Origin of the sequence: Bacillus sp. NEB1478, assembly GCF_031582965.1 — a bacterium.
Classification (GTDB): domain Bacteria; phylum Bacillota; class Bacilli; order Bacillales; family Fictibacillaceae; genus Fictibacillus.
This window is the reverse complement of sequence record NZ_CP134049.1, coordinates 3,210,567-3,227,018: the sequence shown is the minus strand read 5'-3', so window position 1 is coordinate 3,227,018 and position 16,452 is coordinate 3,210,567. Positions and strand designations below refer to the sequence as shown.

Annotated in this window: 13 protein-coding genes; 12 read left to right on the top strand and 1 reads right to left on the bottom strand. The window is 39.6% G+C overall.

The features are described from left to right. The first annotated feature begins 1 nt into the window (after position 1). The 6 genes from hemY to RGB74_RS16210 all read left to right on the top strand — a co-directional run bounded on the left by hemY (position 2) and on the right by RGB74_RS16210 (position 8,550). Positions 2–1,414 (top strand): protoporphyrinogen oxidase, encoded by a 1,413-nt coding sequence (gene hemY / locus RGB74_RS16235; RefSeq protein ID WP_310760331.1) that lies wholly within the window; start codon positions 2–4, stop codon positions 1,412–1,414. A 113-nt stretch (positions 1,415–1,527) separates the two neighbouring features. Next, complete coding sequence (locus RGB74_RS16230) at positions 1,528–2,805, top strand: ATP-binding protein (protein ID WP_310760330.1); 1,278 nt, start codon at positions 1,528–1,530, stop codon at positions 2,803–2,805. Further along, positions 2,805–3,374: a TetR/AcrR family transcriptional regulator gene (locus RGB74_RS16225; RefSeq protein ID WP_310760329.1), complete on the top strand. Its 570-nt coding sequence runs from the start codon at positions 2,805–2,807 to the stop codon at positions 3,372–3,374. Before RGB74_RS16230 ends, RGB74_RS16225 begins: the two co-directional genes overlap by 1 nt. A gap of 163 nt (positions 3,375–3,537) precedes the next feature. Next, positions 3,538–5,664 carry a YhgE/Pip family protein gene (locus tag RGB74_RS16220; protein ID WP_310760328.1) on the top strand — a complete coding sequence of 709 codons (2,127 nt, stop codon included), beginning with the start codon at positions 3,538–3,540 and terminating at the stop codon, positions 5,662–5,664. A 182-nt stretch (positions 5,665–5,846) separates the two neighbouring features. Then, positions 5,847–7,001: an ABC transporter ATP-binding protein gene (locus tag RGB74_RS16215; protein WP_310760327.1), complete on the top strand. Its 1,155-nt coding sequence runs from the start codon at positions 5,847–5,849 to the stop codon at positions 6,999–7,001. Further along, positions 6,994–8,550, top strand: a complete 1,557-nt coding sequence (locus tag RGB74_RS16210; RefSeq protein ID WP_310760326.1) for a glycine betaine ABC transporter substrate-binding protein — start codon at positions 6,994–6,996, stop codon at positions 8,548–8,550. The genes RGB74_RS16215 and RGB74_RS16210 overlap by 8 nt, the downstream gene beginning before the upstream one ends. 273 nt (positions 8,551–8,823) lie before the next feature. Here the strand turns inward: RGB74_RS16210 and RGB74_RS16205 are convergent, their stop codons facing one another. Continuing rightward, positions 8,824–9,546, bottom strand: coding sequence for an amino acid ABC transporter ATP-binding protein (locus RGB74_RS16205; protein WP_310760325.1), 723 nt, complete (start codon positions 9,544–9,546; stop codon positions 8,824–8,826). Positions 9,547–9,762: 216 nt separating this feature from the next. Between RGB74_RS16205 and RGB74_RS16200 the strand changes: the two genes are divergently transcribed. The 6 genes from RGB74_RS16200 (at position 9,763) to RGB74_RS16175 (ending at position 16,439) form a co-directional block, all read left to right on the top strand. Next, on the top strand, positions 9,763–10,749 hold the full coding sequence (locus RGB74_RS16200) for a LacI family DNA-binding transcriptional regulator (RefSeq protein ID WP_310760324.1): 987 nt from the start codon (positions 9,763–9,765) through the stop codon (positions 10,747–10,749). Positions 10,750–10,802: 53 nt separating this feature from the next. Next, a complete protein-coding gene (locus tag RGB74_RS16195; protein WP_310760323.1) occupies positions 10,803–12,098 on the top strand; it encodes an ABC transporter substrate-binding protein in 1,296 nt (431 codons plus the stop codon). A gap of 190 nt (positions 12,099–12,288) precedes the next feature. Then, positions 12,289–13,590 carry an ABC transporter permease subunit gene (locus tag RGB74_RS16190; protein ID WP_310762908.1) on the top strand — a complete coding sequence of 434 codons (1,302 nt, stop codon included), beginning with the start codon at positions 12,289–12,291 and terminating at the stop codon, positions 13,588–13,590. 29 nt (positions 13,591–13,619) lie between these two features. Next, the gene (locus RGB74_RS16185) at positions 13,620–14,447 is read left to right on the top strand and encodes a carbohydrate ABC transporter permease (RefSeq protein WP_310760322.1); all 828 of its coding nucleotides are present in this window, start codon (positions 13,620–13,622) and stop codon (positions 14,445–14,447) included. A 110-nt stretch (positions 14,448–14,557) separates the two neighbouring features. Continuing rightward, the gene (locus RGB74_RS16180; RefSeq protein WP_310760321.1) at positions 14,558–14,890 is read left to right on the top strand and encodes a YmaF family protein; all 333 of its coding nucleotides are present in this window, start codon (positions 14,558–14,560) and stop codon (positions 14,888–14,890) included. A gap of 586 nt (positions 14,891–15,476) precedes the next feature. Next, the gene (locus RGB74_RS16175) at positions 15,477–16,439 is read left to right on the top strand and encodes a LacI family DNA-binding transcriptional regulator (RefSeq protein WP_310760320.1); all 963 of its coding nucleotides are present in this window, start codon (positions 15,477–15,479) and stop codon (positions 16,437–16,439) included. Positions 16,440–16,452 lie beyond the last annotated feature (13 nt).

Here is a 16,452-nt window from a genome sequence, read left to right as displayed (position 1 = left end):
GATGAGCGAGCGAAAGCACGTGATCATTTTAGGCGGCGGCATTACGGGATTAGCTGCTGCCTTTTATGTACAAAAATATGCAAAAGAAACGGGAAAACCTGTCACGTTTACACTGCTTGAAGGCAGTGATAGACTTGGTGGGAAAATAGAGACGATTCTTCATGATGGATTTGTGATTGAACGAGGACCGGATTCGTATCTTGCCCGAAAAACGGTCATGACCGATCTTATTAATGAGGTTGGCCTTGGGGGAGACCTCGTTTCAAACAATGCGGGTCAAGCTTATATTTTGCATAATAAAAGACTGCACCCGATACCAGAGGGAGCGGTGATGGGTGTCCCGACAAAAATGATGCCTTTTGCTTTCACTCCGTTATTTTCGATTTTTGGAAAGGTAAGAGCTTCTTTCGATTTGGTTCTTCCAAAACGTTCAAATGCAGACCAGGATATTTCAGTAGGACATTTCTTTAGAAGACGTTTAGGTGACGAGGTAGTGGATCGTCTGATCGAGCCGCTGTTGTCTGGTATTTATGCTGGTAAGATTGACCGGCTAAGTTTGGAGTCTACGTTCCCGCAGTTTGTTCAAACTGAAAAAAAGCATAGAAGTTTGATTGTAGGAATGAAAAAGTCTCAGCCAAAAGCTGAAAAAACACAGCCCGTTCAAAATAAAAAGGGTGCGTTTTTAACATTGAAAAAAGGATTGTCTTCACTTGTGGATGCACTTGAGAAATCTATTCCTGCTGAGAGCATATTAAAAGGTGTGAATGCGAATCAAGTTAAGCAGCTTGATGATGGAACATATGAAGTGAGTTTAGAAAACGGTTCATCACTTACTGGAGATCACGTTATTGTGACAACACCATACTCCGTTACGAAGAAATTGTTTAATGAACAACTGTTCCCAGAAGGATTTCATGAAACAAAACCGACATCTGTTGCGACGGTTGCCATGGAATTCAATGCAGAAGAAGTTGCTTTTGCACTAGAAGGTACTGGTTTCGTAGTGGCGAAAAGTGAAGATACTGTCATTACGGCGTGTACTTGGACGACACGAAAATGGCCGCATACAACACCCGCAGGCAAGGTGCTGCTGAGGTGCTATGTAGGTCGTGCTGAAGATCAGGAAATTGTTTCAGAACCAGACGAAGTGATACTTGAAAAAGTTTTGACAGACTTGAAATCTACGATGGGTGTTGAAGTTCGTCCGGAAAATTATCATGTTTCACGTATGGTGAATGCAATGCCGCAATATGAAGTCGGTCATAAGGAATATGTACAGAAACTGCAAACCGCGTTTCATAAACAGCTTCCGGGGATACTTTTAGCAGGGGCTTATTATGATGGAGTTGGGTTGCCTGATTGTGTGAATTCTGCCAAAAAAGCTGTAGAAAGTTTATTTTCACTGAATAAATAAATAATGTATTGAAATAATTGACGACAAATGGATAAGTTTGTCGTTTTTTATATTTTATTGTATTAACATTCTGCTATACTGTAGGGAGAAAAAGCGGGGGGGGAGAGGACAAAGTGGAAGCATTCATTGAACCATTATTCGTAAATATTGCAATCGTTTTCTCCTTTACACATCTGATTAATATGATTTATCCTCTTCACCCAGGTGTAATTCCCGGTATAAAGAATAAGATTTTATTTGGTGTTATTAGCGGTATTGCAGCACTTGTATGTATGATGTATCCAATTGAAACACTGCGTGATTCATTTTTTGACCTGCGTAATGTTCCCATTATGATTGTAACCCTATATTCTGGCTGGCTCCCTGGGGCGATATGTTCAATATTTGTTATTGCTGCCCGCACGATTATGGGAGGAGAGTTTGTTTGGCTAGGGATTGTACTTACATTGCTCGCTTTTATCGTAGCATTGACGTATCAGAAATTCTTCGATGAAGATAAACGCAGGTGGGTCTCAGCATTTTATATTTCGATTGTTTATACTTTGTTTTATATCCTATTTATTCATACGTATTTGAAGTTTTTAACTCTCAATTTTTATTTAGTGTATTTCTCATGCTTCATGATTGCTTTTTTTTCATGTATTTTTTTAATAGAAAGATTAGTTAAAATAAACATGCAGTTAAAAGAAACGGTATATTTGGACAAACTAGCTGTGGCAGGCCAAATGGCAGCTGCTATTGCTCATGAAGTCCGAAACCCGATGACAACGATCAGGGGAATGATTCAATTCCTCGGAAGTACGACAACCGATGCAAAATTAAAAGAATATTCACCGCTATTAATCGAAGAATTGGATCGTACAAATAAGATTATTACAGATTACTTGTCGATGGTAAAACCAGACGAGCCAAAATTGGAGAGTATTAAACTTAATAAAGTGCTGTCAGATGTTGTATCTTTAACAGCACCATATGGCAATATTTATAATGTAGAGGTATCGGGAAGCAAAATTGGTCCGCACATTGTAAATGCTGATGAACCAAAGCTGAAGCAGGGACTTATTAACATTATTAAAAATGGCATTGAAGCAATCAGTGAATCAGGAAACATTCATTTGTACACATACAATGTATCGAAAAAAAGTATCACGATTGCTATTGAAGACAATGGAGCTGGCATGACGAAGGAACAGCTTGAACAGATTGGCCTTCCTTTCTATACAACTAAGGCAAAAGGAACAGGTCTTGGAATGATGGTTACGTATAAACTTATTCAAGACATGGGCGGTAAGATAAGATACGAAAGTGAAGTCAACGTTGGTACGAGAGTGCTTTTAACATTGCCATTATGCCCGAAGTCATTACAGCTGGATGAGGAAGTGAGAAATTGATGGATCGCAGGCAGAGTATATTAGAAGCAGCAGAAAAATCTTTTTCAATGTTCGGATATAAAGCAAGTACAGTTGATCAAATTGCTAAAATCGCGAATGTAGGGAAAGGTACAATCTACACCTTTTTTGCAAATAAGGAAGAACTTTTTTCTGAGATCGTTACAAGTCTCGTAATGGAGACAAAGCACGCTGCTTCTGAAGCGATTAAAGATGATCGTCCTTTTTATGAAAATCTTCATGATGCACTATATCGAGTTATTGAGCTTCGAAAAACACATCAATTAGCGGTAAAATTGTCACAAGAAGTAAAAGAACTTAACACTTCTCCAGTGAAAGAGGCGGTTCACAGAATTGAAAAAGCCGTATTAAATTTTGTGAAAAATGAATTAGATAAAGCAGTGGAAAAAGGGGAACTGAAGAATTGTCCAACTGACATCGTAGCTTTTATGATGGTTAAGCTTTATGTAGCACTCATCTTCGATTGGGAAAAAGACAACCCAGCAATTCAGAAGGAAAAAATGCTTGAAGTACTTGAAATGTTTGTTATGGATGGTTTGCGAAAATCTTGATGTTGCAGAAGGGGATAAAACGTGATAAGTTAAGTTGTGACCGAAAATGAAATCTGGTCAGTTTTAAAAAGTGGACGATGCGATGTCTCTTTTTTTGATATTAAATGACCATTTGACTGAAATAGTCATTCGGTATTATATAGAATTGTAAGGAGTGAATATGTTGTTTAAAAGTATCACTGCACAGTTTAAGGCAGTATTTACAAATAAAAAAATTGCTATACCTGTTTTGGCAGTTCTTTTTATACCGATTATGTATAGCGGAACTTATTTATGGGCGTTCTGGAATCCATACGGCAAGATGGAGGAGCTCCCAGTCGCTGTAGTTAATCAGGATGAAGGCTACAAACATGATGGAGAAAACCTGCATGCCGGTGACGATTTTGTGGAAAAACTGAAAGAAAACCCTTCTTTTAAGTGGAAATTTGTTAGTGAAGAAAAAGCACAGCAAGGGTTGAAAAATAATGACTATTACATGATGATCGAAATACCTAAAGACTTTTCTAAAAATGCTTCAGAAGTATCTGATGATAAGGTGAAGAAGCCAGAATTAATTTTCACACAAAACCAGGGGTTTAACTTTCTTGCTTCTCAAATAGGCGGATCGGCCGTAAATAAAATGAAAGAAAGTCTTTCACATGAACTTACGAAAACATATGCTAAGGTAATGTTTGAGCAAGTAGAAGAGCTAGGCGGAGGACTCAAACAGGCAGCAGATGGTTCTCAAAAAATTACTGATGGTTTAGAAAAAACAGCTTCTGGAAGCGGCGAACTTGCGAAGGGTATGGCTGATAAAAGTCCCCAGATTCAGCAGCTGAACAGCGGAGCCATACAATTAAATGAAAAAATGGGACAGTTAAACAACGGTTTAAATCAATTAGCCGCTGGTCATAAGCAGCTTTTAGCTGGCCAACAGCAGCTAAGTGATGGAGCAACATCCCTAGAGCAAGGTTTGGGAGAAGCTGCAGTCGGATCTGGAAAAGTAAAAAATGGCAGTCTGGCGCTGCAATCAGCAGCTGAAAAATTATCAAAAGGAGCGAACACACTTTCAAGCTCTGCTTCACAATGGAATGCCGGAGCGCAAAAAACTAGTGCTGGATCAAAGCAAGTGGAACAGCAGCTAAATGCTTTGATTCAAAATCAGAAGAATATGTCTGATGAAGAGATTGCAGCATCATTAAAACAAATAGCTGCAGTAAGCGGTCAAGTGAATGCTGGAATGGACGGATTAACAGCTGCCTCTGGAAAAATAGCAGAAGGCGCTGATCAGCTTTCTAGCGGTTCTAAAAAGCTGAGTGATTCACAGGCAGCTGTAGCTAATGGGGCACAACAAGTACATGATGGCCAGCTAAAACTCGTTAACGGTGCGGACCAGCTTTCTAAAGGCCAAGCTGAATTAAACGGCGGTACACAAACGTTCCAAACTAAATTAAATGAAGCAGCAGCAGGTGCTGGAAAGTTACAAAGCGGCACGAAGCAACTGGCAGATGGAACTGCGGCAGCAGCAAATGGTTGGAATGAAGTATCAGGACATGTTCAGGAGATCCATAATGGAGAAGAACAGATTTTGGCAGGCAGCAGTGAGCTGACCGCAAAATTAAGTGATGCGGCTATTAAGACAGATAAACTTGACCCGGATGATAAAACGTTTGAACGAATTTCAAACCCGGTAAATTTGAAAACGAAAAGCTATACTGAAGTACCGAACTATGGGACCGGAATTGCTCCTTACTTTTTATCGCTTGGATTATTTGTAGGGGCACTTTTCACAACGATCGTATTTCCATTGCGTGATTTGGCTGGAAGACCTAGATCGGGATTCAGCTGGTTTGCGAGCAAGTTTTCCTTTCTAGCGGCAGTTGGTATTCTGCAGGCGATCATTGCAGATTCCATATTATTATATGGATTGGATATACAGGTCAGCAGTACACCCGCATTCTTTGGTTTTACGATTTTAACAAGTCTTACATTTATGGCACTTGTTCAGCTTCTTGTAACGATACTCGGAGATCCGGGCCGTTTTATTGCGATAATCATACTGGTTCTTCAGCTTACAACAAGTGCGGGTACGTTCCCGTTAGAAATGATTCCTCACAAACTGCAAGTATTTAATTCATGGCTCCCGATGTCATATTCAGTTTCTGGTTTCAGATCTGTAATTTCAAGCGGGAACATAGATACTTTTACGTCCAGTGTCTGGGCACTGTTCGGATTTATGACAATATTTATGATTGGCACTCTCATTTTCTTTATCAGCCAGTTTAGTAAAGTAAATAAGACAGCAGAATAAAAATTCAATTACAGAAATGCACCCGGATACGTTTACTCCGGGTGTTTTTTTATCGAATGGTGTAAAGAGCTTATGTTTTTCGAAAAATAAATTAATGTTTGCAAGTTAGCAAGCAAGGGAAACATACTAATTGGGCATTCTAATAGATGCAGCTTAATTCATAAAAAAGGAGAGAACCATTCTTGATTACTTTCAAAAACGTAGGGAAAAAGTTCCCTGACGGTTTTGAGGCCTTAAAAAACATTGACTTTCATATTAAACCAGGGGAGTTAGTCACGTTGATCGGGCCTAGTGGTTGCGGTAAAACGACGACCATGAGGATGATAAACCGTTTGATCGAACCATCAAAAGGAACAATCTTAATTGATGGAGAGGATATTGCAACTAAAAACCCCGTTGAGCTGAGAAGGAATATCGGATACGTTATTCAGCAGATTGGTTTACTGCCGCATATGACGATTGAAGACAATATTTCTCTTGTCCCACGCTTAAAAGGGTGGAAGAAGGAAGAGTATGAGGGCAGAGTAGACGAATTGCTAGATTTAGTAGGACTCGATCCTGCTACTTTCAGAAAAAGGTATCCTTCTGAGCTAAGCGGCGGTCAGCAGCAGCGTATTGGAGTTATCCGCGCACTTGCTGCAGAACCTCCAATCATATTAATGGACGAACCGTTCTCGGCACTGGATCCAATAAGCCGTGAACAGCTTCAGGATGAACTTGTTAAGCTTCAGGAAACAATTAAGAAAACGATTGTGTTTGTAACCCATGACATGGATGAAGCCATCAAAATTGCAGACCGCATTGCTATCTTGAATAAAGGTGAAATCGTACAATTTGATACACCTGAAAGAATTCTGCGCCATCCAGCGAATGACTTCGTTAAAGGCTTTCTTGGTGAAAACAGACTCGCTTCAGGAGACACTGATATGCCGGAAGCAGTTGATCTTATGAGACCGAACCCGGTAACTTCGAGATACACAAGAGGGCTAGCAGAAGCATTGAAGATGATGAAGCGTTATGGAGTAGACAGTCTTCTTGTAACAGATCAGCAAAATAAATTGCTTGGTATAACTACACTTGAATCGATCGAACGCCATTATCCAGAAGAGGATAAAACGGTCGGTGATCTAATGAAAACAGATATACTAACGGTTGATACGAAGACCACATATACAGATGTTGCTGAAATATTCGCTACAAATCAGGTTAGTATGATTCCAGTTCTTGAAGACGAGAAGCTTGTCGGTCTAATTACAAGAGCAACGATGATGAGAGGACTAGCTGGATTAAACATTGCTGCGCAAAAGCCTCTAGAGGGAGGTGCGGGCAATGAATAATTTCTTTACAACAATGAAAGATACTTTCGTAAACCGTTGGCCAGAAATTTTAACCGGTCTTCAGCAGCATTTATTTTTATCGTTTGTATCGATCTTAATTGCAGCTATTATTGCCGTACCGCTTGGGATTTTTATTTCGAGAAGAAAACGTGTCGCAGAGCCCGTTATCGGAGTTACTGCCATTTTTCAAACGATTCCAAGTTTAGCCCTTTTTGGTTTCCTATTGCCTGTCTTCGGAATCGGAAGCACAACGGCGATCATCGCTCTTACTGTTTATGCGCTTTTACCGATTTTGCGAAACACATATACCGGGATTACAGGTGTCGATAAATCGGCAGTTGAAGCCGGAAAAGGGATGGGGATGACGAATTCTCAAATACTGAGAATGATCGAACTTCCTCTCGCATTGCCGATCATTATGGCAGGACTTCGAACAGCTACGGTATTAACAATAGGTGTAGCAACACTTGCCGCCTTTATCGGTGCAGGAGGACTTGGAGATCTGATCTATCGCGGGTTATCTACTACGCGAAATGAACTCGTTTTAGCTGGAGCAATCCCGGCTGCATTGCTGGCAATCATTTTTGACTTTATTTTGCGCCGAATTGAAATGGCAACGGAACCTAGAGCTAACAAACGAGCGGGGTCATGGAAATTACCTGTATTGATTGTGGTTCCTGTAGCAGCACTTATTCTTTTCTTAGCCTTAAGAGGCGGAACGGATGAGGATGCGATCGTTATAACCGGTAAGAAGTGGACAGAACAATATATCCTGCCATATCTTATTTCTGAGTATGTGAAAGACAAAACAGATTATCCTGTTGTCGTTAAAGAAGCAATCGGTGAAACCCCTATTTTAACGGAAGCGATTAAAAAGGGTGATATCGATATGTATGTGGAATACACAGGGACAGGGTATTTAACGATACTTAAAGAAAAATATGATCCAAGTATGACTCCAGATGAAATCTACGACAGTGTTAAAAAGGGTTATGCGGATAAATATAATTTGAAGTGGACGAAGCCGCTTGGATTTGAGAACACGTATGCACTGGCGTTGAATCCAGCAGTTGCTAAGCGAGTGAATGTTGATACGATTTCAGAGCTCGCGCCAAAATCTAGTCAGCTTAGTTTTGGCGGCCCTACGGAGTTTTTTGAGCGTGAAGATGGTTACACACCATTCATTAAAACATATAACTTAAACTTCAAAGATAAGAAAAGTCTGGATCCAAACTTAATGTATACGGCTGTTAAAGAAGGTAAAGTGGACGCGATTCCAGCATATACGACAGATGGAAGAATTGTTCGCTTTAACTTAAAAACGCTAGAAGATAACAAGAAGTTTTTCCCGCCATACTTTGCAGCACCAGTAGTAAGGGAAGATACGCTGAAAAAATATCCGAAGCTTGAGAAAGTCATGAATGAGCTTGCCGGAAAAATTTCAGAAAAAGATATGGCAGAAATGAATGCGAAAGTAGACTTGGATAAGAAAGATCCACGTGAAGTGGCTCAAGAATTCTTGAAAAGCAAAGGCTTGATCAAAAAATAATAAAGTAAGCTGGGAAAAGTGCGGGAAACCGCACTTTTTTCTTTTGTTTCAGGGGTGACAGGCGAGTTGGTGAGGGAGTATTTCTGGAGGATTAAGTCTAATTTGAAAAAATTAAGTCCGATGGAGGGTGAATTAAGTCTGTTTTGATGAAGATTAAGTCTGATTGAACCTTAATTAAGTCTCATTCAAAACAAGCCATCTCATTTTATTCCCCTGCATAATGACAGCAAAAAACCAGCTCGCATTTGTGAGCTGGCTTTTCACACTATATTTTTATAGTACTTTACTTAAAAAAGACTTCGTACGTTCGTGCTGGGTATTGCCGAAAAGTTCGGAAGGTATGTTTTCTTCTACGATATATCCGCCGTCCATAAAAATAACGCGGTCGCCAACTTCACGTGCAAAGCCCATTTCATGTGTAACGACGACCATTGTCATTCCTTCTCGGGCAAGGTCTTTCATAACTTCCAATACTTCTCCGACCATTTCTGGATCCAGGGCGGAAGTCGGTTCATCAAACAGCATAATTTTAGGGTCCATTGCCAGTGCACGGGCGATTGCTACACGCTGCTTTTGTCCGCCGCTTAGCTGTGATGGATAGGCATTGGCTTTTTCTTTCAGGCCGACTTTTTCTAATAGTGCAGCTGCTTTTTCCGCAGCTTGCTGTTTGTTCACGTTTTTAACTTTGAGCGGTGCAAGTGTTACGTTTTCTAATACGGTTTTATGAGGGAAGAGGTTAAATTGCTGAAACACCATACCAACATCTTCACGGATTTTATTGATGTTTGTTTTTGGATCCGTAATATCTGTGCCATTGACGATCACTTGACCGCCTGTAATTTCCTCCAGCTTATTGATGCAGCGGAGGAAAGTGCTTTTCCCTGAGCCAGAAGGACCGATCACACAGACAACTTCCTGTGGTTTAATTTCAGCATTGATATCCTTTAGTACCTCTAGGTCACCGAAGGACTTTTTTAGATTTTTTACTTTAATCATAGTCTGGCTCCTTTCATAGTTCGATTAAACATTTGTTTAAGTATTTTATCATAGTTTCGGCTGTTCCTTCTTATATCCTGCTTTCTGATACAAACTTTCGTTTAATTATAAAAACTTTCTGAAAAATCATTGACCGAGTTAAAAAGTTGAAATATACTCTGTTTATGAAAACGATTTCATGAATTCGATTCCAGAAAGTTTCAAGAGGAGAATTTGATGGCAACCATTCAAGATGTGGCAAAACTGGCAGGCTTGTCCCGTACAACAGTTTCAAGGGTAATCAATCGGCATCCATATGTAACTGATGAGAAAAAAAAGCTCGTTACAAAAGCGATGCAGGAATTGAATTACGTTCCGAATTCATCAGCACGCAGGCTGCGAAGGCAACAGACTGAAACCATCGCTGTTTATGTACCGCGTATCACAAATCCGTTTTTCAGCCACTTGGTTGAAGTAATGGAAAAAGAAGCAGCAAAAAGAGGGTATCAGCTCATTTTATGCCAAACCCAGTACAAAAAAGAGCAGGAGCGTAACTTTTTAGAGCTTCTAAAAACAAAGCAAGTAGACGGATTGATCCTGACATCGATCGAAAATGATTGGAGTCAGTTCGAACCTTACTTAACGTTTGGTCCGATAGTTGTCTGCAACGAATATTCGGATGAAGCTCAAGTTCCATCCGTATTCTTAAACCAGATTGAAGGAAGCTACTTAGGAACGAAACACCTACTCGATCAAGGTTATAAGAAGCTTGGATACTGTGCGGGGAACCATAAAAGTTCCAGAATCTCGAAAGATAGAAAAATCGGTTTTTTAAAAGCCCTTGAAGATGCTGGGATTGGGATAAAAGACGAGTGGTTTTTCAATAAAGCCTACAGTGTACAAGATGGGTTTGATGTTTTTGAAACTATACTTAAATTGGACGACCCGCCAGAAGCCGTTTTTACGGGAAGTGATGAAGTCGCTGCTGGAATTGCAAAAGCTGCAAAAGACGCTGGATGGAAAGTTCCTGAAGACATTGCTATCATCGGATTTGATAATCAGCCTCTAGCTGAACTTATGGATTTAACAACAGTGGAACAACCGATTGAACGAATTGCCCGTCATGCGATGGAGTTAATGGTTGAAGCGATTAAAATGAAGAAGCCTCTCAAAAGGAAAGAAGTCATTTTGCCGTTTCAATTAATCAAAAGGTTATCCACTTAAATTACTCGAATAAATGAAACCGTTTACAAAACAGAAGAGTAGGGGGAAAAGACATGAAAAAGCTTAAAAAGATTTCTAAAGTGATTTCGACTTCACTAGCGCTTTCACTTGTGCTTGCAGCTTGTTCTGACAAAGATGACAGCAGCAGCAAATCCGGCAGTAAGGACGAGAAGGTAAAAATTGTTTATGCACGTGGTAAGGATGATACACAAGGGACAAAAGCAATGGTGGAAGCTTTTGAAAAGAAATACCCTAACATTGATGTTCAAGTAAAAGAAATGCCTGCTGATACGGGTAAACAGCATGATGCTTATGTAACAGCATTTAATGCAAATTCCGATGAGATCGACGTGATCAATCTGGATGTAATCTGGCCGGCAGAATTTGCTCAAGCTGGATACTTAATGCCTCTGGATCGTTTTATCGAGAAAGATAATGTTGATCTAGATGCACATAACCAAGGAGCTTTAAGTGCTTCTAAATTTAAAGGTAAGCAATGGTCGCTTCCTTTGTTCATTGATGCAGGTATGCTTTTCTATCGTACAGACCTAATAAAAGAAGGAACTGCACCGAAAACATGGGATGAGCTATTGGCTAAAGCGAAAGAAACAAAAGGGCAAGGCGGAACTCAGTTCGGTTACTTAATGCAAGCGAAACAATACGAAGGCCTGGTATGTAACGCGGTTGAATTTATCGCATCTTACGGCGGTAAAATTATCGATGAGAACGGCGAAGTGAAAGTGGATTCTCCTGAAGCAATCAAAGGGATCAGTAAGATGGTTGAAGTTGTAAATTCTGATGTTGTTCCACAAAACGTTACAACATTCTCTGAGCCTGAATCTCATACGGCTTTCATCAATGGTCAAAGTCCTTTAATTCGTAACTGGCCATATCAATTTGCTCTTGCAAACGACAAGTCTCAATCTAAAATCGCAGGCAAAGTTGGAGTAGCTCCACTTCCGGCTGGTGATGCTGGTTCTGCAGCAGCACTTGGTGGATGGATGATGGGTATCAACAAGAACACGAAGCACGCTGAAGCATCTTGGAAGTTCTTAAGCTTCATGACTGGAAAAGATGGACAAAAGATCAGTGCCATCAAAGGTGGACATGCACCAACAATTCTTTCTCTATATGAGGACAAAGAAGTTTTAGATGCTAACCCATACTTTAAAGAAGAAGGATTCGTAAACGCACTTAAAGCAGCGGTATCTCGTCCGGTAGCACCGAATTATCCTGAGATTTCAGACATCATTCAAGTTCAGATGTCTAAAGCAATCGCTAAGCAAATCACACCTGAAGAAGCTGCGAAAAATATGCAAAAAGAGATCTCTGAAAAGCTAGAAAAGTAATCAAGTTATTTTAGTTAAATAGGGGTAAGCCTTCGTCAATGGAGGCTCCCCCTTTTACTATAACTGGTATCGATTTCATAGAGTGAAATGGATGGACGTTACAACGCCCGTCCGTCGATTGCATTCGAATAGCAAGGAGCTGAATCTGTTGAAACCAAATCTAATGCCGAATGATCCGAAAACAATAAAAATGGATACGAAAAGCAAGACGAAAAAGAAGATGTCTGAGAAAAATCTGGGCTATCTGCTTGTTGCACCAGCATTGATTCTTATACTTGTCATTGCCATTTGGCCAGTAATTCAATCGTTTTATTTTAGTTTGTTTGATCTTCGATTGAGTAAACCATCGAAGTCAGAAGCTTTTATATCCTATAAAGTAGATCTGCATACTTACTTAGATAACTACCCGTTTTTAATCAGTTCTTTAGAAGATGAGACGGAAAAAGCAACGGGGAAAACAAAAGAAGAACTTGAAGAAATACAGGCTCGTCTAGAAAAAGTAGATTCAAAACTGAAATCCGATAGCAAAGTAAAAGAACGTTATGACCAAGTTGATGAAAAACTGATGGTAATGAAACCTGTCAGTGAAGATCTTGCAAAAACGAAAGCTGACAAAGAAGTCGTACTTGAACTGGAAAAAGTAACTAGCGATACGACAAGTTTAGGAAAAGAAATGAAGGATGAGCTGCAAAATCCAGATGATGTAATCGGCTTATCATCTTCATTAAATGATGCTGTTATTAAGCCGAACTTTATTGGATTTAAGCATTATAAAGATAATTTAAGCGACGGCCGGATGTGGAAAGCACTGCAAAATACGACTGTATTTACAATCATTTCTGTACTTGCAGAGCTTGTCATTGGTTTAGCGATAGCAGTTCTGATTAATAAAGCGTTTATTGGAAGAGGGCTTGTTCGTGCGACGATACTGATTCCATGGGCAATTCCAACGGCAGTATCAGCTTTTATGTGGAAGTATTTATATGATGGTCAAAATGGAATAGTCGCAAAAGTGTTCGAGAAGGCCGGACTAGTTGATCATATGACATCCCTTTTAACAAGCAGTAATGGTGCGATGTTCTCTGTTATTTTCGCCGATGTTTGGAAAACGACTCCATATATGGCTCTCTTGCTATTAGCAGGCTTGCAGACGATACCAACGTCGCTGTATGAAGCTGCTGCAATTGATGGAGCCAGCAAGTGGAAGCAGTTCATTACGATCACATTGCCACTATTAAAGTCTAGCATTCTAGTTGCGTTGCTGTTCCGTACTTTGGACGCGTTCCGTGTGTTTGACTTAGTGTATGTGTTAACAGGCGGAGGTCCTGCAAACTCAACAGAAACGATATCGATTTTGGCTTATAAAGTGATGTTCGGACAGACCAATTTCGGTGAAGGTTCGGCGTTGTCCGTTATTGTGTTTGTCTGTGTAGCCGCCATTTCAATGATTTATATTAAGTTCTTAGGCCGTGACCTTTTAAATGATAAGTAAAAACGGAAAAGTAAAGGAGTGAATAGGAAATGAACAAAAAAGCAGGTCCGTTATTTTATGTCTTCTTAGCATTGTTTGTCTTCCTTGTCATGTTTCCGTTTTTATGGGTACTGACAAGTTCGGTTAAACCAGTAGCAGAGCTTTTTGGTGAACGGGCGTTTAAACCATTTACAGATAATATGACAATAGCAAATTATAAATCTGTATTTGTGAATTATCCCTTTTTAAAATATTTATGGAACAGTTTAGTTGTTTCAACTGTTACTACATTATACGTGGTGTTTGTTGCGAGTTTTGCAGCTTATGCAATCGCTCGATTGAAGTTTAAAGGGAAAACCTTTATCTTGGGATTGGTTTTATCGGTCTCAATGTTCCCGCAGATCGCAACGATTTCACCTATTTATATCTTTTTAAAGAACATTGGACTGACAAACAGTTATCTAGGTTTGATCATTCCTTACACAACATTTACACTGCCATTATCCATCTGGCTGCTCGTAACGTTTTTCAGAAAGATTCCGTTCGATCTGGAAGAAGCAGCGAAAATCGATGGTGCTTCCATGATGCAGACATACTGGAGAGTCATCTTGCCGCTTGCGATTCCAGGGATTTTTACAACAGCCATTCTTGTGTTTATCTCAGCTTGGAATGAGTTCCTGTTTGCACTAACCATCAATACAGATGATGCTTACAAAACGGTTCCGGTTGGGATCGCGATGTTTGAAGGCCAGTTCACGATTCCTTGGGGAGAAATAACGGCTGCAACAATTATTGTTACCGTTCCTCTCGTAATCATGGTATTGGCGTTCCAGCGCCGTATCGTATCTGGATTAACATCTGGTGCGGTAAAAGAATAGAGTTTATTAATGAGAACCTGCACCTATAAGGATGCAGGTTTTTGTTATGTATTTTTTTATATCAAAAACATAGAAATATGAAGATGATATTTAAGGAAGGAGGAAGTTTAGTGCACGGTCATGATATTGAACATATAAAATGGAGAGGCAGAAATGTTCATGTTCATCAATATTCTACCCAGACCACTGTAAATGATGGGCACTCACATACTGTCCAAGGAATGACAAACACTGCATATAATACGATGGGACATGTTCATCACTATGAAGGAACAACTACTTTTGATGACGGTCATGTACATCGCTTCTCGGGAACAACCGGCCCTCCTGTTTATACGGCAGATGGAACACATTATCATATGATTACCGGAACAACTTCTTTTAATGATGGACACCTGCATCAATATTCAGGCTGGACCGGGAAAAATATTACTGAGGGATAAAAGTGTGGTAAATAAAAAAGAAAACTCTTGTTTGAATTGAACCAATAAAGTTGGACAATAGGGGACAGAAGTAACTCTGCAGAGATTTGCTGCAGAGCTTTTTAATGTTAAGGGTATTTTGGACGGTGCGGTGTGAGATGTTGTCGAATTTTGTAGAAAGGCTTAATTATTTTAAATTAGACTTAATTATGTTCCAAACAGACTTAATTCATCCCGAATTAGACTAAATCGAGAAAATCCCAGTCAAATTCACCTCTGCTAATTCTGCATAAACCGCGAAAAACCGACCAGCCGTTGTGATCGGTTTTTTAACGTGCGAAAATAAAAGGAAAAGACCTCACAATTAATCACCATACACATCAAATAAGTAGTCGAAAGGATCTTTGCTTATATTTGGGTTCTTTCTCTTGTTAAAAGGTAATGATAATGCAATCGAGAATGTAAGTAACACCGTGAAGCATAGTAGAAGTAAACAAATTAAACCGATTATAATATCCATATCGAATTCCCCCCTTTCTTTAAATTCAGGGTAAAGTATGGAACGCGTTTCAGAGCAAGAAAAAGTTTGAGTGAAAAAGGTGAGAAGATGGCCAACATAAAAGATATCGCTAAAATGGCTGGAGTTTCAGTCACAACAGTCTCCAGAGTTCTGAATCAGCAACCTTATGTCAGTGCGGAAAAAAAGCAAGCGGTTCTCGAAGCAATTAAGAAAAGCAACTATAAGCCAAACATTAACGCTATCCACCTGAGTACAGGAAAGACGTTTCTTGTTGGTGTCGTTGTTCCATTTTCTAATCATCCATATTTCGGTTACTTAATTGAAGGGATCGCAAAGGAAGCATTGAAGCATAATTACAAACTCGTTTTGTTTCAGACGAATTATGAGGAAGAGAGAGAACTGGAAGCCTTAACAATGTTAAAGTTAAAACAAATTGATGCATTGATCATCTGTTCCAGAAATTGTTCCTGGGAAACGATTAAAGATTATATTTCTTTTGGACCGATTGTTTTATGTGAAGATGCAAGAGACAAGCAGGTTTCCTCAACATTTATCGATCATTATAAAAGTTTTACCATAGCGTTAGACTATTTATATGAAAAAGGTCATAGAGAAATCGGCTTTTGTATAGGCAGAAAATCGGGAACGAGCAGTGAACAGAGGTACCTTGCATACCGGGATTTTCTTAACAAAATTAAACAACCGTTTAAAAAAGAATTCATATTTTACGATTGTTATCAGCTTGATGATGGTGAAAAAGTAGTGAACAAACTGCAGAGTATGGGGCACCGGCCATCTGCATTGCTCGTAACAAGTGATCAAGTAGCAGCAGGGATACTAGCATGCGCAAAGGAACATACAATCACTGTGCCGGATCAGCTAGCCATACTGGGTTTTGATAATCAACCAATTGCAAAGGTAATGAACATTACGACATTGGAAATTCCTTTGTTTGAGGTAGGCAGAAAATTATTTAACCAGGCGATGCAGACTGAAACTATACTTTATGAAGAAGTAGAAGTGAAACTCATTGAAAGAAAAACGGTTTGAATATAGAGGAGGA